Below are 20,830 nucleotides of genomic sequence, written 5' to 3'. Positions count from 1 at the left end.
CTATGACGCACGTGATGGCCAAGGGCGCCAACATCGCACTGCCGGCGGCGGCGGTCCGCGCCGTGCTGCGCTGGAGCGCCACGCCCGGTGCGCCGGACGTGGACGCGTCCGCGCTGCTGCTCGGCGCCAACGGCAGGGTCCGTTCGGACGCCGACTTCGTCTTCTACAACCAGCCGCGCCACCCCTCCGGCACGGTCCGCCACCTGCCCAAGCAGCAGACCTCCGGCGGCGCCGAGATCATCGACACGGTCGAGGTCGAGCTCGGCAAGCTGCCGGCCGACGTGGACCGCGTGGTGCTGGCCGGCTCGTCCGAGGGCGGGTCGTTCCGCGCGGTGCCGGGCCTGCGGCTTCTGCTGTTCGACGCCACGGCCGGTGAGGCCGCGCCCGCGCTCGCCGAGTTCGAGATCAGCGACGCCGAGAGCGTCACCGCCATGGTCGCGGGCGAGCTGTACCGCCGGTCCGGGTCCTGGAAGTTCCGGGCGGTCGGCCAGGGCTACACCTCCGGGCTGATCGGCCTGGCCACCGACTTCGGCATCACCGTCGAGGACGAGGCGGCGGGCGCCGCGCCCGACCCGGCACCGGTACCGACCCCGGCGCACGTCCCCACCGCCACGCCGACCGGCGCGGTCGACCCGCGCAGCACTCCGCTGCCGGCCCCGCGCTCTACCGCCCCCGAGCCCGGCACCTTCACCCTGGCCCCGGCCGTGCCCCAGCAGCACAACCCGGCAGCCCCCGCCCCGGTAGCCGTCCCGGCCGCCGCCGCAGGCGCGCCGACGAGCGCTCCGCCCGCCGCGCCGGCCACCCCGCCGCCGCCCACGGCCCCACCCACCATGCCCCCGGCCATCCCGCCGGCCCCGCCCACCCCGCCGCCGGTCCACCCGCCGGGCACGGGCTACGGCTACCCGCAGCAGCAGCCCGGCACGGGGTACGGCTACCCCCAGCAGCCCGGAACCGGCTACGGCTACCCGCAGCCCGCCCAGCCGTACCAACAGCAGCCGGGCACCGGTTACGGCTACCCCCAGCCCAACCAGCCCGTCCCGCCGCAGCCCAACCCGGGTGGGTACGGCTACCCGCAGGCCGGCACCGGGCAGCAGCCGCCCGTCCCGCCGCAGCCACCGACGGCCCAGCCCCCGGCGCCCACCGGCGAGGAGTTCGCGCTGCCGCCGCAGGGCCCGCAGTTCCAGCCCCGCTGAGGCGCGCCCTCGTCGACCCGGTGCGCCCGTACCCGAGCTGAACCGGTGCGCCCCCACGCCCGAGCCGAACCGGCACCCCCGGGCGGGGCCGGCCGGCGGCGGCCCCTCAGCCCCCCAACTGGCCCTTGTACCCCCGCTGCCACTGCATCCCGAACCCGTACAGCCGGTCGATGTCCGACTGGAACCCGTTGATGTACCGCACCTCTCGGCGCACCGTCAGCTGGTTGTCCCCCGAGTTCTCGATCAGCACCACGGCGCAGGAGCGCGCGGCCCGCGCCCGCTCCTCCAGCTTGATCTCGATCCGGGGCCCGGTCTGCGGCACGATCGTCACCACCGCCTGCGACTGCTCGAAGGCCGGCGTGCCGTCGTAGATGTAGACGAAGATCAGCAGTCGTTTGAACTTGTCCTTCTTCTCCAGGTTGACGTACATCGTCTCGCCGGAGGGCGCCCCGTACTGGTCGTCGCCGCTGAGCTTGACGTACGGCGGGTTCCGGAGGTCGCCGAACAGCCCGCCGAGCGGCTGCACCACACCCGTCGACCCGTCGGAGAGTTCGTACATGCAGGCCAGGTCGAGGTCGACGTTCGTCGGCTCGTTGCCCTGCGGCGAGTCGGGCTCCCGCGGGCTGAGGATCCGCGGGCTGAAGAACCGCCGGACCGTGTCCCGGGTGCTCGGCCGGGTGGCGCCGGCCCGCATCGACCAGTGCAGGTTGACGTAGAGGTAGCCGGTGGTGGCGGCCGCCCCGGTGATCGCGTGCTGCGGGGTCGCCTTGGTGAGTGTGACCTTGTGCTGACCGCCCGGGTTGTCGAAGTTGTAGCTCTTCTCCCCGCGCAGGTACTCCCAGATCGAGACCATCCCGTCCTCTCCCCCTGCTCCCGCCAGGCGATCTGACGTCCCGCCGACCAATGATCGGGCATCGGCCCGGCCGCCGGATACCCCGTCCCGCCCTGCCTTGTCCCCGGCCCGCCCCCGTCCTACCCTTCCCCCGCCCCGCCCGGCCATCCACCGGGCACGGCGGCGCCAACCCGCAGGTCCAACCCACAGGTCCACCCCACAGATCCAACCGGCGGGTCCAACCGGCGGGTCGATTGGCCGGAGCAAGCCCCCCTCCCGTAACATGCCGCCCCTTCGGACGCGATATCGTCTAGCCGCACAGGTGTCCCGTCCGCCCCTGCGCGGGCGCGGTGGGCACGCCGTGCGGCGACGAACGAAGCGTCAGGCGATGCCCGCGCCACGGGACCTGATTGCCTGTGTCGCACCGTGAACCTGTCCCCTGCGGAAACCCGAGGCCCGACCCGCAATGAACCTGACCTCCATACAGCTGGTCTGGACCGTCGTCGGCGGCGCAGCCCTGCTGTTCGTCGCCGTCCTGATGGCGACGCTGCGTTTCAAGAGCTCGAAGAAGGACGAGTCCACCGACTCCTGGGAGCGCAGCGAGGAGCGCCGCCGCCGCAAGGAGATGGTCTACGGCATCTCCTCGTACACGCTGCTGTTCTGCTGTGCCGGTGTCGCCGCCGCGTTGTCCTTCCACGGGCTGGTCGGCTTCGGCACGGAGAACCTGGGCCTGTCCGGCGGCTGGGAGTACCTCGTCCCGTTCGGCCTGGACGGCGCCGCGATGTTCTGCTCGGTGCTCGCCGTCCGCGAGGCCAGCCACGGTGACGCGGCGCTCGGTTCGCGCCTGCTGGTCTGGGTGTTCGCGATCGCCTCGGCCTGGTTCAACTGGGTGCACGCCCCGCGCGGCTTCGGCCACGCCGGCGCCCCGCAGTTCTTCTCCGGCATGTCGATCTCGGCGGCGATCCTGTTCGACCGGGCGCTGAAGCAGACCCGCAAGGCCGCGCTGCGCGAGCAGGGCCTGGTGCCCCGCCCGCTGCCGCAGATCCGCATCGTCCGCTGGCTGCGCGCCCCGCGCGAGACCTACGCGGCCTGGTCGCTGATGCTGCTGGAGAACGTCCGCAGCCTGGACGAGGCGGTCGACGAGGTGCGCGAGGAGCGCCAGGCGAAGCTGGACGCCAAGGTCCGTGCCCGGAGCGCCGACCGCCGCGAGCGCGCCGAGCTGAAGGCCATCTCCCGCCAGGGCGGCGGCATGCTGTCCCGGGGCCGCGGTGGCCGCCAGGTGCCCGCGCTCACGGCTGCCGGAGACGGCCCGAGCGCTACGGAGCCTGCCCTAGCCGCGGAATCCGACGCCACCACCTCGACCTCCTCGCCGGAGCACGCCGCCCTGGACGCCGGCCGCCGCCCCCGCGCCGCCGTCGCGTCGTCCTACTCGTCCTCGCCGTCCGGTTCGTCCTCGTACTCGGGCTCGTCCTCGTTGTCCGGGTCCTCCTCGTACTCGGGCTCGTCCTCGCTGTCCGGGTCCTCCTCGTACTCCGGCTCGTCCTCGTCCTACCGCAGCTCGACGGTCGACCTGACGGCCGACGACGACACCCTGTCGATGCCGAAGCTGGACTCGCTGGAGCGCAAGCTGCGCGCGATCGAGCAGCAGCTCGGCTGATCCCGACCCCCGGCTCCCTCGGGAGCAACGCGAACGGCCGCCCCCGGGAGATCCCGGTGGCGGCCGTTTCGCGTGCCCGGCGGGCTACTTGCCGCTGCCGACCAGTTCCGGCTCCTCGTCCGCGCCCTCGCGCCGGTTGCGCAGGATCGACGAGCCGAGCGCCAGTCCGATGAAGGCGACGCCGATCAGGCCGGTGACGATCTCCGGGATGTGGTACTTGATCCCGACCATGAGGATCACCGCCAGCGCGCCGATCGCGTAGTGCGCGCCGTGCTCCAGGTAGACGTAGTCGTCCAGGGTGCCCTTGCGGACCAGGAAGACGGTCAGCGAGCGGATGTACATCGCGCCGATGCCGAGGCCCAGGGTGATCTGGAAGATGTCACTGGAGATGGCGAACGCGCCGACCACGCCGTCGAAGGAGAACGACGCGTCCAGGACCTCCAGGTAGAGGAACAGGAAGAACGCGGCCTTGCCGGCGACCTGGACGACCGACTTGCCGGACTTCTCGGCCTCCTCCTCGCGCTCGGCCTCGTCCTCCAGCCCCGATTCGAAGATCGAGGAGAGGCCGCCGACCACGAGGTAGGTGATCAGGCCGAGGACACCGGCGAGCAGAACGGTTTCGGCGTGCTCGGCGGCGAACACGCGGGAGGCCACCACCAGCGCGACCAGGGCGACGATGCTGGACAGCGCGTCCAGCTTGCCGACCTTCTCCAGCGGGCGCTCCAGCCAGCTCAGCCAGGTGTGCTCCTTCTCCTCGAACACGAAGTCCAGGAAGATCATGAGCAGGAAGATGCCGCCGAAGGCGGCGATGGCCGGGTTGGCCGCCTCCAGGTACTGGCCGTACGTGAGGCCGTCGTGGGTCTTGTCGGTGTGCAGCGCGAGGTCGACGACCGTGGCGGGGTTGAGCTTCGCGGTGAGGCCGACGACCAGCAGCGGGAAGACCAGGCGCATGCCGAAGACGGCGATGAGCACGCCGACGGTCAGGAAGATCTTCTGCCAGTACGGGTTCATCCGCTTCAACACCGTGGCGTTGACCACCGCGTTGTCGAACGACAGGGAGATCTCCAGGATGGAGAGGATCAGCACGATGCCGAAGCCTTGGGCTCCCCAGAGCAGTCCGGCCGCGACCAGGCCGATGGCTGTGATCGCGAACGACCAGCCGAATGTGCGGAGGAACACGGGAGTTGGCTACCTTTCGGGTTCTGGCCGTGCGGCGGCCTCGTCCCGGGACGCCCTGGCCGGGCCGGGCCCGGTCAGGTCACCCCCGCACTGCCCTCTGTTCTCATGATCAGATCGGGCGTAATAAGACCGATAGTCCGGTTTCCGCCCTCACTGTACGTTCACGCCGAAGTCGAGCGCGATCCCGCGCAGACCGGAGGCGTAGCCCTGGCCCACCGCGCGGAACTTCCACTCGCCCGCGTAGCGGTACAGCTCGCCGAAGATCATCGCGGTCTCGTCGGACGCGTCCTCGGACAGGTCGTAGCGGGCGATCTCCTGCCCGTCGACCGAGTTGACGACCCGGATGTAGGCGTTGCGGACCTGCCCGAAGTTCTGCAGCCGCACCTCGGCGTCGTAGATCGACACCGCGAAGACCACCTTGTCCGCCTGCGCCGGGACCAGGTCCAGGTTGACCAGGACCACCTCGTCGTCACCCGTGTCGTCGCCGCCGGTGAGATTGTCGCCCTGGTGCTCCACCGAGCCCTCGGGGCTCTTGAGGTTGTTGTAGAAGACGAAGTACTCGTCACCGAGCACTCGCCCGCCACCGCAGAGCAGGGCGCTCGCGTCGAGGTCGAACGGGGCGCCCGTGGTCGAACGGGCTGACCAGCCGAGACCGATCTGGACCTGCGTCAGGTTCGGCGCGGCTTTGGTGAGCGAGACGTTCCCACCCTTGGCGAGCGTGACCACCATGACGTTCTTCCTCCCTTGCTTCTCCCGGGGCGCCTTCCAGGTGTAGTCCCCCGCGCCCCCGGCCGACCGGCTTTGGTCGGCTGAACTTCCTGAACTCACATCCTCGCAGCGCGGCGGACCGCCGCGGCACGGGGCCGGACGAAACCGGGGCGGCCCCGGACCACGGAGGTCCGGGGCCGCCCCGGGAACGTCGCGAAGCCCGCGCCGCAGGGCTGCGCCGACGATGGCTCAGACGGTGCGACTCGGACGGTGCGACTCAGGCGTTGTGACTCAGACGTTGACGCCGAAGTCCTGCGCGATGCCGCGCAGGCCGGAGGCGTAGCCCTGGCCGATGGCGCGGAACTTCCACTCGGCGCCGTTGCGGTACAGCTCGCCGAAGACCATCGCCGTCTCCGTGGAGGCGTCCTCGGAGAGGTCGTAGCGGGCCAGCTCCGTGTTGTCGGCCTGGTTCACGACGCGGATGAACGCGTTGCGCACCTGGCCGAAGTTCTGGCCGCGGTTCTCGGCGTCGTAGATCGACACCGGGAAGACGATCTTCTCCACGTCCACCGGAACGCCGGCCAGGTTGACCTTGATCGCCTCGTCGTCGCCCTCGCCCTCACCGGTGCGGTTGTCGCCGGTGTGCTCGACGGAGCCGTCCGCGCTCTTCAGGTTGTTGAAGAAGACGAAGTTGCCGTCCGAGGCGACCCTGCCCTGGGCGTTGCAGAGCAGTGCGCTGGCGTCCAGGTCGAAGTCCGTCCCGGTGGTGGTCCGGACATCCCAGCCCAGGCCGACGACCACGGCCGTGAGCCCAGGGGCCTCCTTGGTGAGCGAGACGTTGCCGCCCTTGCTGAGGCTGACTCCCACGTGTCCTCCAAGAATCAGGAGGCACGCCCTGTGGTGGTGCCCCCGGTGGTGCGGTCCGGGGCCCCGGGAGCGCACCGGCTCCCGCACCCCACCCCGCCAACGGCCCGAGCGTAGTACGCGGTTCCCGCAGGCAGCGCGGTTGCGGCCGGACACGACGTCCGCCACCCGGCCGGACGGGTGGCGGCCCGCTCCGGACGGCCGCAGCGGGGCCTCAGAGCGCGGCGACGGCCTTCAGGTACTCCTGCTCGTCCCGGGCGTCCGGGAGGCCGTTGACGACGCTCCAGCGCACCGTGCCGGCCCTGTCGATCACGAAGGTGCCGCGCAGCGGGCAGCCGCGCTCCCCATCGAGCACGCCGTACGCCCGGGCGACCTCGCCGTGCGGCCAGAAGTCGGCCAGCAGCGGGAACTCCAGGCCCTCCCGGTCGGCGAGGACGCGCTGGGAGAACTGCGAGTCGCAGGAGAGGCCGAGGACCTGGACGTCGTCGTTCTGCAACGCCGCCAGCTCGCGCTGGATCGCGCCCAGCTCGCCGGTGCAGACGCCGGTGAAGGCGAACGGGTAGAAGACCAGGACGACGTTCTTCTCGCCACGGAAGTCGGCCAGGCGGACCGTCTCCCCGTGCTGGTTGCTGAGCTCGAAGTCCGGGGCCTGGGTGCCGACCTCGATGGCCATGAACGGGACCTTTCTGATCCGACTCCGGTCCGACGCTGATCCGACTCCGGTCCGACTCGGGTCCGGTTCGGGTCCGATTCCGGTCCGGTTCGGGTCCGACCGCGCCGCGCGGCGGGCGCGGCAGGCCACATCCTCGCATTCGTTCACGGCCGTTCGGCCGAACGGATGACGCGGCCCGGACCGGCACCCCTCCCCTTTCGCCCTGGGCGAACGCCGCGCCACCCGCCCCGACAGGGCACCGAGGAAGACCGAAGCGCCGCGGACGACCGAGGCGACCGGGACGCCGGAAAGGCAGGGGCCCCGCCGGAGTGTTCCTCCGACGGGGCCCGGTGCGGGGCTTCAGAACCCGCTCAGCGCTTGCCGCCCGGCTTCGCCGTGGACTTGGTCGCGAGCCGGGTGGCCGCCCAGTCCTTGGCGATGTTGATCGAGCTGGTCTGCGAGAGGCCGGCGGTGCGGGCCGCCTCGTTGATGTCGGAGGCCTCGATGTGGCCGTCCCGCCCGGTCTTGGGCGTCAGCAGCCAGATCACGCCGCCTTCGGCCAGGTACTCCAGAGCGTCGACGAGGGCGTCGGTGAGGTCCCCGTCGTCGTCGCGGTGCCACAGGAGGACGGCGTCCGCGACGTCGTCGTAGTCCTCGGCGACGAGATCCGTCCCGGCGATCTCCTCGATTCCCTCGCGGAGATCCTGGTCAGTGTCTTCGTCGTACCCCAGCTCCTGGATGATCTGGCCTTCTTCGAAGCCGAGACGGGTCGCCGGGTTGGACTTGTCCGCGGGGTCCGCGGTCGCGCTCACGGGAATAACCTCCAGTATTCGGCTCGGCATCCATGCCGAGGCTGTGGCCGTAGTCCACACGGGCGCGGCGGTTCGCGCAAGTACCCGACCCCCGATCCCCTCCAAAGGTTGACGTGGCACACCGGGGATACGCCGCTCGACGTGTCGGGAATCACACCGATTTGCCCTTCTCTGCGTGGGACAAGGATGCTTCGGGTGGTCCCGGCCCAACAGGCCGTACGTGTGCCCGAGATGCGAACGGCATTCGGGGTCCGCGCGTGCGCGGGCGTAGAGTCTCCTGTTGGCCCTCACCCCGGCCGCCCGCCATCGGGCGGACGGGACACCAGGTCGGACCACCTCTTTTCGTAACACCCGGGGGTGTGCGGAGCGGACGAAGAGCCCGCGCCGCGCGCCGCCAGACCGGCCCGCCCACCAGGCGGAACGGTTACCGATCGGTAGAGATGACGGATCTCCGAGCGCGGTAGCACGATGGAGGCGGCGCGACACACCTCAGTTTCGACCGACAGTGAAGGAACAGCGTGGCTTCCGGATCCGATCGCAACCCGATCATCATTGGCGGCCTTCCGAGTCAGGTCCCGGACTTCGATCCCGAGGAGACCGCGGAATGGCTGGAGTCGCTCGATGCGGCCATCGACGAGCGGGGGCGTGAGCGTGCCCGTTACCTGATGCTGCGCCTGATCGAGCGCGCCCGCGAGAAGCGTGTCGCCGTGCCCGAGATGCGCAGCACGGACTACGTCAACACCATCGCCACCAAGGACGAGCCGTTCTTCCCCGGCAACGAGGAGATCGAGCGCAAGATCCTCAACGCGACGCGATGGAACGCGGCCGTCATGGTCTCCCGGGCGCAGCGCCCGGGCATCGGCGTCGGTGGCCACATCGCCACCTTCGCCTCCTCCGCGTCGCTCTACGACGTCGGCTTCAACTACTTCTTCCGCGGCAAGGACGCCGAGGGCGAGTCCGGCGACCAGATCTTCTTCCAGGGCCACGCCTCCCCCGGCATCTACGCCCGCGCCTTCCTCCTGGACCGGCTCACCGAGCAGCAGCTCGACGCGTTCCGCCAGGAGAAGTCGAAGGCCCCGTACGGCCTGTCCAGCTACCCGCACCCGCGGCTGATGCCGGACTTCTGGGAGTTCCCGACCGTCTCGATGGGCCTCGGCCCGCTCGGCGCGATCTACCAGGCGCGGATGAACCGCTACCTGGAGCACCGCGGCATCAAGGACACCTCCGACTCGCAGGTGTACGCCTTCCTCGGCGACGGCGAGATGGACGAGCCCGAGTCGCTCGGCCAGCTGTCCCTGGCCGCCCGTGAGGGCCTGGACAACCTGACCTTCGTGGTCAACTGCAACCTGCAGCGCCTCGACGGCCCGGTCCGCGGCAACGGCAAGATCATCCAGGAGCTGGAGTCCCAGTTCCGGGGCGCCGGCTGGAACGTGATCAAGCTGGTCTGGGACCGCAGCTGGGATCCGCTGCTCGCCCAGGACCGCGACGGCGTCCTGGTCAACAAGCTGAACACCACGGTGGACGGCCAGTTCCAGACCTACGCCACCGAGACCGGCGCGTACATCCGCGAGCACTTCTTCGGCAGCGACCTGCGGCTGCGCAAGATGGTCGAGTCGATGACCGACCAGCAGATCCAGCACCTGGGCCGCGGCGGCCACGACCACGCCAAGGTGTACGCGGCGTTCAAGGCAGCCCGCGAGCACAAGGGCCAGCCGACGGTCATCCTCGCCCAGACCGTCAAGGGCTGGACGCTGGGCCCCAACTTCGAGGGCCGCAACGCCACCCACCAGATGAAGAAGCTGACGGTCGAGGACCTGAAGCGCTTCCGCGACCGGCTGCACCTGCCGATCACGGACAAGCAGCTCGACGAGGGCTACCCGCCCTACTACCACCCGGGCCGCGACTCCGAAGAGATCCAGTACATGCACGACCGGCGCAAGGAGCTGGGCGGCTACGTGCCGACCCGCAAGGTGCGCCCGCGCAAGCTGGAACTGCCCGGCGACGACGCGTACAAGGCGGTCAAGAAGGGGTCCGGCAACCAGACCATCGCCACCACCATGGCGTTCGTCCGGGTGCTCAAGGACCTGATGCGGGACAAGGGCATCGGCAACCGCTTCGTGCCGATCGCGCCCGACGAGTACCGCACCTTCGGCATGGACTCGCTCTTCCCGTCGGCGAAGATCTACAACCCGCTCGGCCAGACCTACGAGTCGGTCGACCGTGACCTGCTGCTCGCCTACAAGGAGTCGCCGACCGGCCAGATGCTGCACGACGGCATCTCCGAGGCCGGCTGCACCGCCTCGCTGATCGCCGCCGGCTCCTCGTACGCCACCCACGGCGAGCCGCTGATCCCGGTGTACGTCTTCTACTCGATGTTCGGGTTCCAGCGCACCGGCGACCAGTTCTGGCAGATGGCCGACCAGCTGGCCCGCGGCTTCGTGATCGGCGCCACCGCCGGCCGCACCACGCTGACCGGCGAGGGCTTGCAGCACGCCGACGGCCACTCGCACCTGCTGGCCTCGACCAACCCCGGCGTCGTCGCGTACGACCCGGCGTACGGCTTCGAGATCGCGCACATCGTCCAGGACGGTCTGCGGCGGATGTACGGCTCCAGCGAGCAGCACCCGCACGGTGAAGACGTGTTCTACTACATGACCGTCTACAACGAGCCGATCAGGATGCCGGCCGAGCCCGAGAACGTGGACGTCGAGGGCATCCTCAAGGGTCTGCACAGGTACGCGCCGGCCACCGCCGGCCAGATCCCGGCCCAGATCCTCGCCTCCGGCGTGGCCGTGCCGTGGGCCCTGGAGGCCCAGCGCATCCTCGCCGAGGAGTGGAACGTCAAGGCCGACGTCTGGTCCGCGACCTCCTGGAACGAGCTGCGCCGCGACGCGGTGGAGGCCGAGGAGTTCAACCTGCTGCACCCCGAGGAGCCGCAGCGCGTGCCGTACGTCACCCAGAAGCTCCAGGGTGCCGAGGGCCCGGTCGTCGCGGTGTCCGACTGGATGCGCGCGGTGCCGGACCAGATCTCCCGCTGGGTGCCGGGCCAGTACCAGTCGCTGGGCGCCGACGGCTTCGGCTTCGCCGACACCCGTGGCGCGGCCCGTCGCTTCTTCCACATCGACGCGCAGTCGGTCGTCCTGGGGGTGCTCACCGAGCTCGCCAAGCAGGGCAAGGTCGACCGCTCGGCGCTGAAGGACGCGATCGACCGCTACCAGCTGCTGGACGTGGCCGCGGCCGACCCGGGCGCCGCCGGCGGCGAGGCCTGATCGCCCGCCAGGCACTGAGCTGAAGGGGTCGGACCTCCACCGAGGTCCGGCCCCTTCGGCGTTCCCGGGCCGCCACCGGTGCGAGCCGCCACCGGCCTGAGCGGCCACGGCCTGATAGCGAACAGCACGACGGCCCCGGACTCCGCCGAGTCCGGGGCCGTCGCGTAGAAGGGCCGTCGCGTACGGGGGCGCGGGTCAGATGTGCACGGCCGGGCCCGCGTCGGTGGTGCCGCGGCGGGTGAGCAGGCCGAGCACCGCGGCGGCGAAGGCCACCACGGAGGCGACCGCGAAGGCCAGCGACATGCCGCTGACGAAGGACTCGTGGACGGCGCCGGCCATCGCGTCCACCGCCTGCTGCGGCATGCCGGGCTGCGCGGGCGGGGCGATACCCAGCTGGGCGCCCTGCTTGAGGAGTTCGGCTTGCTGCGGGTCGGCGACCGGCGGCAGGCCGGCCTTCGCCCAGTTGCCGGGCAGCACGTCGCCGACCCTGGCGGCCATCAGCGCGCCCAGCACCGCGGTGCCGAGGCTGCCGCCGACCTGCATCGCGGCCTGCTGGAGGCCGCCGGCCACGCCGGACAGCTCCAGCGGGGCGTTGCCGACGATGACCTCGGTGGCGCCGACCATGACCGGGCTGATGCCGAGGCCCATCAGGACGAACCAGAGCGACATGACGCCGGTGCCGGAACCGCTGTCCAGGGTGGACATGCCGAACATCGCGGTGGTGGTGATCAGCATGCCGGCCACGATCGGGATCCGCGGGCCCAGCCTGCCGATCGCGAGGCCGGCCAGCGGCGCACCGACGATCATCATGCCGGTCATCGGCAGCAGGTGGACGCCGGCCTCGACCGGCTTCATCCCGTGCACGTTCTGCAGGTAGAAGGTGACGAAGAAGATCGCGCCGAAGAACGCGAAGGCCATCAGCACCATCAGCAGGACGCCCGCCGACAGCGGCACCGAGCGGAACAGGCCGAGCGGGACCAGCGGCTCGCGCGCCTTGCCCTGCCAGAGCGCGAACAGCACCATCAGCACCACCGCGCCGCCCAGGAACAGCAGCGTCCGCAGGTCGCCCCAGCCCCACTCGGGGGCCTTGATGATGCCGAAGACCAGCGCGAACATCCCGACCGACAGCAGCGCGATGCCGGGCACGTCGAAGGACTTCGCGGCGTTCTCGGCCCGGACGTCCTTGAGGATCCACAGGCCGAGCGCCAGCGCGATGAGGCCGACCGGGATGTTGATGAAGAACACCGACTCCCAGTTGACGTGTTCGACCAGCAGGCCGCCGACGATCGGGCCGGCGGCGGTGGAGGCGCCGATCACGCCGCCCCAGATGCCGATCGCCATGTTGAGCCGGTCGGCCGGGAAGGCCCCGCGCAGCAGGCCGAGCGCGGCCGGCTGGAGCAGCGCGCCGAAGAGGCCCTGCAGCACGCGGAAGGCGATCACGGTCTGGATGTTGCCGGCGAAGCCGATCGCGGCCGAGGTCGCGGCGAAGCCGACCGCGCCGACCAGGAAGGTGGTCTTGTGGCCGAACCGGTCGCCGATCTTGCCGGCCGTGATCAGGAAGACCGCCAGGGCGAGCAGGTAGCCGCTGGTGACCCACTGGATCTCGGAGGGCGCCGCGTGCAGCTTCTCCTGGATGACGGGGTTGGCGATGGCGACGATCGTGCCGTCCAGCGCGACCATCATCACGCCGACCGCGACGGTCAGCAGGGTCAGCCAGGGGTGGCCCTTGAGGCCGCCCCCGGACGGTGGCGTCGGCGGCGGGGCGTCCGCCTCGGAGTTCTTGACGACGGACTGGCTCATCTGGGCCCTCCGGGGGCGTGGCTCGTTCGGAACGTGGTCGTGGCGCCCCGGCCCACCCGTCCCCACAGGTGCCCCGGCCCGACGGGCGCCACTCGCCGCAGATTATGTCAGCTGCTGACATTCGGCAAACAGTGACTTCTGGCCGTTGCTGACATTTGTCAGAACGCTAAGGTTGTGCTCCCACCCGCCACCCCGCGCTCCGGAAGGCCCCGCCATGGCCGCTCGCACCCCTCGTCCCGCCGAGACCCCGGAGGACGCCGGGCGGGCACCCGGGCTGCGGGAGCGCAAGAAGCAGCAGACCCGGTACGCCCTGGTCCAGGCCGCCCACGAGCTCTTCCTCGGCCAGGGCTTCGCCCGCACCACCGTCGACGAGATCGCCTCCGCCGTCGACGTCTCCCAGCGCACCTTCTTCCGCTACTTCGCCAACAAGGACGAGGTCGCGCTCGCCGTGATGGCCGAGGCCGAGGACTACTTCATCGAGTGCCTGCGCCACCGCCCGGCCGGCGAGGCCCCGCTCCAGGCCCTGCGCGCCTCGATCGTCAAGGCCTGGCGCGACCTCGGGAACGCCAAGGCCGCCGGACCCGGCTCGATCACCAGCGCCCTCGAACTCATGCGGATGATCGAGGACGCGCCCACCCTGCTCGCCGCCCACCTGCGCCGGGTCACCGAGCAGGAGCGGATCGTGGCCCAGGTACTCGCCGAACGCGAGGGACTGGACCCGCGCGAGGACCTGCGCCCCACCGTGCTCGCCGCAGTCTTCGGCAGCGTGCTGCGCGCCGCCCACCTGTCCTGGACGGCCGACCGCGAACCCGACGGCCCGGAGGGCATGATCGCCCTGATCGAGCGTCACTTCGACCAGCTCGGCCCGGCCCTGGCCGGCCACTGGCGCACCCCCGCGCAGCGCCCCGCGTAACAGCCCGCCCGGCACCCCGCACCACACAGCACCCCGCCGAGTACCCCGTCCAGCACCCCCGTGTCATACCGGGGTATCACCCGATACCCCGGTGGCACCCGGAAGTTCGCGCTCCAGTGCGACGCCCCGCGGGCCCCGCCCTCCTAGGCTGGCCCGCGATGAAGAACCTCACCCCCGCAGACCTCCGCCAGTACGCCCTGCGTCAGCTGCGCTCGCTCTGGCACCACCTCACCACCCCGGACGCCGGCCACACCCCGCTGCTCGCGGAGTCGCCCCGGCCCTGGCTGCGCCGGCTCCCCTACGCGGCCGCGCTGATCATGCTGGCCTCGCTGATCCCCACCGGGATCGCCAACCTGGTCGGTTACTACGGCGTGGTGCTCCCGGTGGCCGCCGCGCTCACCGTCGCCCAGACCATGCCGCTGCTGCTCGCCATCACCCGGCCGCTGGCCGCCTGGTGGATCAGCGCGGGCACCCTGGTCACCACCGCCACCATCACCGCCCGGTACGACCAGCACGGCGGCACCTGGCCGTGGACCGCGCCGATGATCCTCTCGTACCTCTTCCTGCTGATCGCCCTGGCACTGCGGGAGAGCCGGCCCACCCTGGTCTCGGTCTGGCTCGCCACCGTCCTGCTCACCGCGCTCACCACCACCCTCGGCCTGCCCCGCTCCGGCGACGGCACCACCATGCTGCTGATCGCGCTCAGCGGCGCCGCGCTGCTGCTCGGCTGGGCCGTCCGGGACCGCGCCGAGGCCCGCCGGCTGCTCAGCGAGCAGGAGCACATCAGCGGGGTCGAGCGCGAACGGCGCACCCTGCTGGAGGAACGCGCCCGGATCGCAGGGGAGTTGCACGACGTGGTGGCCCACCACATGTCGGTGATCGCGGTGCAGGCCGCCAGTGCGCCGTACCGGATAGCCGACGTGCCGGCCGAGGCCGCCGAGGAGTTCGGCACGATCGCCGGCACCGCCCGCGAGTCGCTCGCCGAGATGCGCCGACTGCTCGGCGTGCTGCGCAGCGAGGAGTCCGGCGGGGAGACGGCCCCGCAGCCCGGAGTGGGCCAACTCGCCCAGCTGGTCGAGACGGTGGGACGGGCCGGTGTGCCGGCCGAGCTGACGGCCGATCCCGGGCTGGCGGAGACGGTGCCGCAGGCCGTCGGCCTCTCCGCGTACCGGATCGTCCAGGAGGCACTGGCCAACGTGGTGCGGCACGCCCCTGGTGCGCGGACCTGGGTGTCGCTGTCCGCCGACGGCCCGGCCCTGCTGGTGACCGTGGTCAACGCGCCCCCGCCGGAGCGCACCGAGTCGTTGGAGGCGTCGGTCGAGGGCACCGGGCAGGGCCTGGTCGGAATGCGCGAACGCGTCCGGCTGGTCGATGGCAGGCTGGACACCGGCCCGCTGCCGGACGGCGGCTTCAAGGTGGCCGCCGTCCTGCCCCTCGACCTCCCCCAGGAGACCGCCGCATGACCATCCGCGTGATCATCGTCGACGACCAGGCCATGGTGCGCGCGGGCTTCGCGGCCCTGCTCAACGCCCAGAGCGACATCGACGTGGTGGGGGACGCGGCGGACGGCGCCCAGGCCCTGGAGACAGCCGGACGCACCCACCCGGACGTGGTGCTGATGGACGTCCGAATGCCCGTCATGGACGGCCTGGAGGCGGCCCGGCGACTGCTCGACCCGGCCGCCGGCGGTCGCACCGGGGGCAGCGTGCACCGGCCCAAGGTGCTGATGCTGACCACCTTCGACGTCGACGACTACGTGTACGAGGCGCTGCGCGCCGGGGCCAGCGGCTTCCTGCTCAAGGACGCCCCGCCGGCCGACCTGATCGCCGCGGTCCGGGTGGTCGCGGCCGGCGAGGCGCTGCTCGCCCCCTCGGTGACCCGCCGGCTGATCGAGGACTTCGCCCGCACCCGCCCGGCCCGGCGCCGCGACCCCAAGGTGCGGCTCAACGGCCTGACCCCGCGCGAGACCGAGGTGCTGGAGCTGATCGCCCGGGGCCTGTCCAACCAGGAGATAGCCGCGCGGCTGGTGCTCGCCGAACAGACCGTCAAGACGCACATCGGGCGCATCCTCGCCAAGCTCGACCTGCGCGACCGCGCCCAGGCGGTGGTGCTGGCCTACGAGTCGGGCCTCGTCGCACCGGGCCAGTAGGCCCCTCCGTCGGCGGCTCGACCCCTCCCCCTGGTCGGCAGCTCGACCCCTCCCCTCCCTTTCGGCACCGGCGCGCCCTTCGACCAGGGCGGGCCTGATACCCGGGTAGCACCCGGGAGTTGGCCCCGCGGTGTGACGTCCGCGGGGCCGTCGCATTCCTACCTTCCTCTCCGTCGGAAGCCGAACGGACGAGGGAGAGCTGGGACATGCGCAGATTTCGGGCCAGGCGGGCCGGGCGGGCGATCGCCGCCGCCGCGATGGTGCTGGCGGCGGTACTCGGTGCGGGTGGCTGGTCCGCCGACACCCAGACGGCCGTCACCGGTCCGCCGCCCGGCAGCGCCGCCTGGACGGCCGACACCTCGATCGGCCTGCCGCTGCCCGACCCGGCCACCGCCACCCCGGCCCATATCGCCGCGTTCTTCGCCGAGTTGGCCCCGGGCCGGCAGGACGCCCTGGCCGTCCGGCACCCGCTGGTGGTCGGCAACCTGGACGGTGTGCCGGTCGCACTGCGCTACCGGGCCAACGCCCTGGCCCTCGCCGTCGAGCGCACCCGCGAACTCGCCCGGGCCGCCGACCCCGCCCTCCCCCCGCAGGACCACGAAGCCGCCCGCACCCGCGCCGAGCGCTACCGCACCCTGCTGGACGGCGACCGGCAGATCCTCGCCTTCGACCCGCGCGGCCGCGGCCAGGTCGCGGAGGTGTACGGCGACCTCACCGCCGCCCGCCGCACCGCCGTGATCGTCCCCGGCTCGGACGTCGACCTGCTCGGCTTCGACCGCGCCGCCGACCCGTACGGCGCCCCCGCCGGCATGGCCCGCGCCCTGTACCAGGCCACCGACCGGCAGACCGCCGTGATCGCCTGGGCCGGGTACACCACCCCGGTCGGCCTCGGCCCGGACGCCGCCACCGAGGACCTCGCCCGGGCCGGCGCCACCCGCCTGGCCCGGCTGCTCGACGGACTCGCCGTCAGCACCCGCCCGCAGGCCCCGACCACGGTGTTCTGCCACAGCTACGGCTCGGTGGTCTGCGGCCTGGCCCGCCCCACCCCGGCGCAGGCCTCCGGCCTGGTGGTGCTCGGCTCGCCCGGCATGGGCGTCGACTCCGCCGCCGACCTCGACCCCGGCGTCCCGCTCTGGGCCACCGCCCGCAACGGCTCCGACTGGATCGGCGACGTGCCCAACGTCCGGCTGCTCGGCCTCGGCCACGGCGCCGACCCGACCGCCCCCGGCTTCGGCGCCCGACCGCTGCCCGCCACCGGATCCCACGGACACACCGGCTACTTCGCCCCCGGCACCGCCTCCCTCGCCGCCTACGCCGCCGTCGCCGCCGGCCGCGCCTGACCCGCCCGCACCGGAAGGAGCCCCACCATGGCCCGCCTCACCGCCCCGCCCCGCACCGCCCCTGCGCGCACCCCATCCCCCCGCACCGCCCCTGCGCGCACCCCCTCCCCCCTCACCGCCCTGCGCCGCGCCGCCCGGCAGGTCGACGCGAAGACCCCCGCCACCCGCGACCGCGCCCTCGACGGGCTGCGCGCCCTCGCCCTGCTCGCCGTCCCGGTCGGACACTGGATGCTCGGCGGCTTCACCCGCTCCGCCGACGGCGCCCTGCACAACGCCAGCCCGCTCTCCTCGCTCGGCTCGCTCGCCCCGATCAGCTGGGGCCTCCAGATGCTCGGGGTGTTCTTCCTGGTCGGCGGCCACTCCTCGGTCCGCTCACTGGAACGGGCCCGGGCCCGGGGCGGGACGTACGGCGGCTGGCTGCGCGCCCGTACGGTCCGGCTGCTGCGCCCGGTGCTCGGGGTCACCGCGGTGTGGGCCCTGCTGATCCCACTGCTGCCCGCGCTGGGCGTCCCCGCCGACACGGTGCGCACCGGCGCGACGCTGGTGGTGCAGCCGCTCTGGTACATCGGGGTCTACCTGGGGCTGACCGCGCTCACCCCGCTCTGCGTGGCCGCCGGGCGCCGGCTGGGCGGCTGGTCGGCGGGCCTGCTGGTGGCCTCGGTCGCCGCCGTCGACCTGCTGCGGTACGGGCCGTGGGCGGAGGCGGTGCCGTCCTGGATCGCGCTGCTGAACATCCTGCCGGGCTGGCTGTTCGGCTACCAGCTGGGCGTGCTGTGGGCGCAGGGCCGGCTCGGCCGCCCGACGGCCCGGGTGCTGCTGGCCGGCGGCGGCGCGCTGTTCGCGGTGCTGCTGCTGGCGTTCCACTACCCGGCCAGCATGGTCGGCGTGCCCGGGGCCGAGCGCACCAACTCGCACCCGCCGTCCCTGCTGGTGCTCGCCCTGGCGGCGTTCCAGTGCGGCGCCGCGGTGCTGCTGCGGGAGCGGCTGGGCCGGCTGCTGACGCGCCGTCCGCTGCTGTGGCTGCCGGTGGTGGTGGTCAACCTGTCGGCGATGACGATCTTCTGCTGGCACCAGAGCGCGATGCTCGCGGTGGCGGTGCCCGGCGCGGCCGGCCTGGGCGCCGTCCAGGGGCTGACCACCGCACCGGACTCGGTCGGCTGGGTGGCCGCCCGGCTGGCGCTGCTGCCGCTGTTCGGAGCCGTCCTGGTGGCGGTCGGGTGGTTCACCCGGCGGTTCGACGGGCCGTGGACGTCCTTCTCCCGGGCCGGGAAGGCGGCGGCCGGCGCCGCTGCGGCGCTGTTCGCGGCGTACGCGCTGGGCGTGGTGTGAGCGGCGGCGGCCGGTGACGCGCGCGGAGCGGCGCGGGGCCACCGGGGATGCGCCCGCATGCGAACCACCACTGCGCGTGATGTCCTGTGACGGTCGGCGACCATCGCAGGACCGCGCCCGCCCACGGCCCGTCTCTCGCATTCGCCCGCCCCCGACACCCCGCTCCCTAGGAGTCCCATGTCCACGCCCTCATCACGCCCCCAGCCGCGGCGCCGGGCCCGCCACCGGCTGCCGGGCACCGCCGTGGTCCTCGCGGTGACCGCCTGCACCCTGCTGGGCACCGTCGCCCCGGCCGTCGCCCACGGCGGACCGGCCGCCCCAGGACCGTCCTCCCCCGGGGCGGACGCCCCCGCCCCGCACATCGACTCCCCCCGGGTGATGGCCGAGCTACGGGAGGACGAGGTCGCGGCCCTCGGCCCGGAGCACGCCGAGGAGCACGCCCGGATGCGGGCCGCCATCCGCGGCATCGGCGACTACCCGCAGACCACCCGCACCAACCGGTACAACGCGCTGACGGCCTCCCAGGCCGACCACAACAAGGCCTTCGACCCGGCGACCTTCGGCGCGTTCAAGGAGTACTTCCCCTCCCCCGACTTCGGCGACCACGTCGCGCTGCTGCCCACCGGCAAGGTGCTGCTGTTCTCCTTCGAGCGGATCGAGAGCAACCCGGAGAAGGAGCCCGCCCCGACCCAGACCACCGGCCGGGAGAACGCCGGGCGGGCCTTCCTCTGGGATCCCGCCAAGGGCACCGGCCCGGACGCCTTCAAGCAGGTCAACCCGCCGGTCTCGGACATGCCGGACGGCCTGAACGAGCCCCGCCCGGTCCCGTTCTTCTGCTCCGGCCACTCCTTCCTGCCCAACGGGATGCTCGGCGTCTTCGGCGGCAACCTCGGCGGCAACGGCGGCACCGGCGCCAAGCTCTCCCTGGTCTTCGACCCGTGGACGGAGACCTGGACCCGCAACCCCGACATGTCGGTCGGCCGCTGGTACCCCTCGGTGGTGACCGGCGCCGACGGCCGCCAGCTGATCATGTCCGGCCAGTCCGAACTGGGTTACGGCACCCCCACGCCGGTGGTCGAGCGCTTCCCCGCCAAGGCCTTCTCGGTGCCGGCGCGGAAGACCGACGTCCCCCGGGACACCCCGGTGGACCGGTTCAAGGTGGACGCCCCGTTCACCACCGACTACCCGCACCTGTTCTCGCTCAACGACGGCAACGTCTACGGCTTCGGCCGCCAGGCCGCCGAGCAGTGGAAGTTCGACCCGGTCGCCGAGTCCCGCACCGACCTGACCGCCCGCCCGGACGGCCGCAAGCGCAACTACGGCTCCGCCGTGATGCTGCCCGGCGGCGTCAACGGCCCGGACTCCGCGCTGGTCCTCGGCGGCGACCGGGACAACCCGAGCACCCTGCGCTTCTCCAACGGCAGTTGGACCGCCGAGAAGTCCCGCGCCTTCGGCCGCACCCAGGACGACACCGTCCTGCTGCCCAACGGCCGGCTGATGACCGTCAACGGCGCCTACGACATCCGCGACTACGGCAACGGCCCGTACAACCCCAACGCAGACCTCAAGTACCGCCAGATCGAGCTGCGCGACGACCAGGGCAACTGGCAGCTGGGCCCGGTCCAGCGGCTGCCGCGCGGCTACCACTCCAACGCGGTGGTGCTGCCCGACGGACGCGTCATGGTGACCGGCGACGAGCTCCAGCAGCTGGCCAACAACACGGACGTCAACGGCACGGTGATGGGCATCTCCGGCACCACCGCGCCGACCACCATGAACGGCACCATCGAGATCTACGAGCCGCCCTACCTGCACCAGGGCGACCGGCCCGCGCTCGCCAACGCCCCCACCGCACCGGTCGGTTACGACCGGAAGTTCACCGTCACCAGCACCACCCCGGGCCTCGCCGCCAGGGCCGTCCTGCTGGCGCCGACCACCTCCACCCACGCGGTCAACACCAGCCAGCGCCACATCGACCTGCGGCTCACCAGCCGGGCCGGCAACCGGCTGGAGTTCCAGGCCCCGCCGGACGCCAAGGCCGCTCCGCCCGGCTGGTACCTGCTCTTCCTGCTCAGCGACAAGGGCGTGCCCAGCGTCGCGCAGTGGGTCCAGCTCAGCTCCTCGGCCTGACCC

General features: G+C 72.3%; 16 protein-coding genes. 9 read left to right on the top strand and 7 right to left on the bottom strand.

All coding sequences use genetic code 11. From position 1 onward, the window contains the following. Window positions 1-2: 2 nt before the first annotated feature. Window positions 3-1,193 carry a TerD family protein gene (locus AC0B61_RS10825; RefSeq protein WP_471740293.1) on the top strand — a complete coding sequence of 397 codons (1,191 nt, stop codon included), beginning with the start codon at window positions 3-5 and terminating at the stop codon, window positions 1,191-1,193. 106 nt (window positions 1,194-1,299) lie between these two features. Here the strand turns inward: AC0B61_RS10825 and AC0B61_RS10820 are convergent, their stop codons facing one another. Continuing rightward, window positions 1,300-2,046 carry a Tellurium resistance gene (locus tag AC0B61_RS10820; protein WP_471740292.1) on the bottom strand — a complete coding sequence of 249 codons (747 nt, stop codon included), beginning with the start codon at window positions 2,044-2,046 and terminating at the stop codon, window positions 1,300-1,302. Between the two features lie 445 nt (window positions 2,047-2,491). On the opposite strand from AC0B61_RS10820, the gene AC0B61_RS10815 reads away from it, so the two are divergent. Next, window positions 2,492-3,682, top strand: a complete 1,191-nt coding sequence (locus AC0B61_RS10815) for a DUF2637 domain-containing protein (protein ID WP_471740291.1) — start codon at window positions 2,492-2,494, stop codon at window positions 3,680-3,682. A gap of 84 nt (window positions 3,683-3,766) precedes the next feature. Here the strand turns inward: AC0B61_RS10815 and AC0B61_RS10810 are convergent, their stop codons facing one another. From AC0B61_RS10810 to AC0B61_RS10790, 5 genes are all read right to left on the bottom strand, one after another. Then, window positions 3,767-4,861, bottom strand: coding sequence for a DUF475 domain-containing protein (locus AC0B61_RS10810; RefSeq protein ID WP_471740290.1), 1,095 nt, complete (start codon window positions 4,859-4,861; stop codon window positions 3,767-3,769). A gap of 150 nt (window positions 4,862-5,011) precedes the next feature. Beyond that, window positions 5,012-5,590: a TerD family protein gene (locus AC0B61_RS10805; RefSeq protein WP_471740289.1), complete on the bottom strand. Its 579-nt coding sequence runs from the start codon at window positions 5,588-5,590 to the stop codon at window positions 5,012-5,014. Between the two features lie 270 nt (window positions 5,591-5,860). Continuing rightward, entirely contained in the window at window positions 5,861-6,436 is a 576-nt protein-coding gene (locus AC0B61_RS10800) for a TerD family protein (RefSeq protein WP_471740288.1), read from the bottom strand. Between the two features lie 211 nt (window positions 6,437-6,647). Beyond that, complete coding sequence (locus tag AC0B61_RS10795; RefSeq protein ID WP_471740287.1) at window positions 6,648-7,106, bottom strand: peroxiredoxin; 459 nt, start codon at window positions 7,104-7,106, stop codon at window positions 6,648-6,650. 350 nt (window positions 7,107-7,456) lie between these two features. After that, the gene (locus tag AC0B61_RS10790) at window positions 7,457-7,897 is read right to left on the bottom strand and encodes a DUF3052 domain-containing protein (protein ID WP_471740286.1); all 441 of its coding nucleotides are present in this window, start codon (window positions 7,895-7,897) and stop codon (window positions 7,457-7,459) included. A gap of 518 nt (window positions 7,898-8,415) precedes the next feature. On the opposite strand from AC0B61_RS10790, the gene aceE reads away from it, so the two are divergent. Then, on the top strand, window positions 8,416-11,166 hold the full coding sequence (gene aceE, locus AC0B61_RS10785) for a pyruvate dehydrogenase (acetyl-transferring), homodimeric type (protein WP_471740285.1): 2,751 nt from the start codon (window positions 8,416-8,418) through the stop codon (window positions 11,164-11,166). Window positions 11,167-11,361: 195 nt separating this feature from the next. Here the strand turns inward: aceE and AC0B61_RS10780 are convergent, their stop codons facing one another. Continuing rightward, on the bottom strand, window positions 11,362-12,966 hold the full coding sequence (locus AC0B61_RS10780; protein ID WP_471740284.1) for an MFS transporter: 1,605 nt from the start codon (window positions 12,964-12,966) through the stop codon (window positions 11,362-11,364). Window positions 12,967-13,180: 214 nt separating this feature from the next. Here AC0B61_RS10780 and AC0B61_RS10775 point away from each other — a divergent pair, with 214 nt between their 5' ends. From AC0B61_RS10775 to AC0B61_RS10750, 6 genes are all read left to right on the top strand, one after another. Then, the gene (locus AC0B61_RS10775; protein ID WP_471740283.1) at window positions 13,181-13,879 is read left to right on the top strand and encodes a TetR family transcriptional regulator; all 699 of its coding nucleotides are present in this window, start codon (window positions 13,181-13,183) and stop codon (window positions 13,877-13,879) included. Window positions 13,880-14,037: 158 nt separating this feature from the next. Next, a complete protein-coding gene (locus AC0B61_RS10770; protein ID WP_471740282.1) occupies window positions 14,038-15,342 on the top strand; it encodes a sensor histidine kinase in 1,305 nt (434 codons plus the stop codon). Continuing rightward, window positions 15,339-16,028: a response regulator gene (locus AC0B61_RS10765; RefSeq protein ID WP_471740281.1), complete on the top strand. Its 690-nt coding sequence runs from the start codon at window positions 15,339-15,341 to the stop codon at window positions 16,026-16,028. Before AC0B61_RS10770 ends, AC0B61_RS10765 begins: the two co-directional genes overlap by 4 nt. A gap of 206 nt (window positions 16,029-16,234) precedes the next feature. Beyond that, window positions 16,235-17,368: an alpha/beta hydrolase gene (locus AC0B61_RS10760; protein ID WP_471740280.1), complete on the top strand. Its 1,134-nt coding sequence runs from the start codon at window positions 16,235-16,237 to the stop codon at window positions 17,366-17,368. Between the two features lie 27 nt (window positions 17,369-17,395). Then, window positions 17,396-18,697 carry an acyltransferase family protein gene (locus AC0B61_RS10755; protein WP_471740279.1) on the top strand — a complete coding sequence of 434 codons (1,302 nt, stop codon included), beginning with the start codon at window positions 17,396-17,398 and terminating at the stop codon, window positions 18,695-18,697. A 177-nt stretch (window positions 18,698-18,874) separates the two neighbouring features. Further along, window positions 18,875-20,827: a galactose oxidase-like domain-containing protein gene (locus tag AC0B61_RS10750; RefSeq protein WP_471740278.1), complete on the top strand. Its 1,953-nt coding sequence runs from the start codon at window positions 18,875-18,877 to the stop codon at window positions 20,825-20,827. Window positions 20,828-20,830 lie beyond the last annotated feature (3 nt).

Source organism: Kitasatospora sp. NPDC023385, from assembly GCF_055664045.1.
Note: the sequence above shows the minus strand (reverse complement) of the source record. Positions and strands in the feature narration are given on the sequence as shown.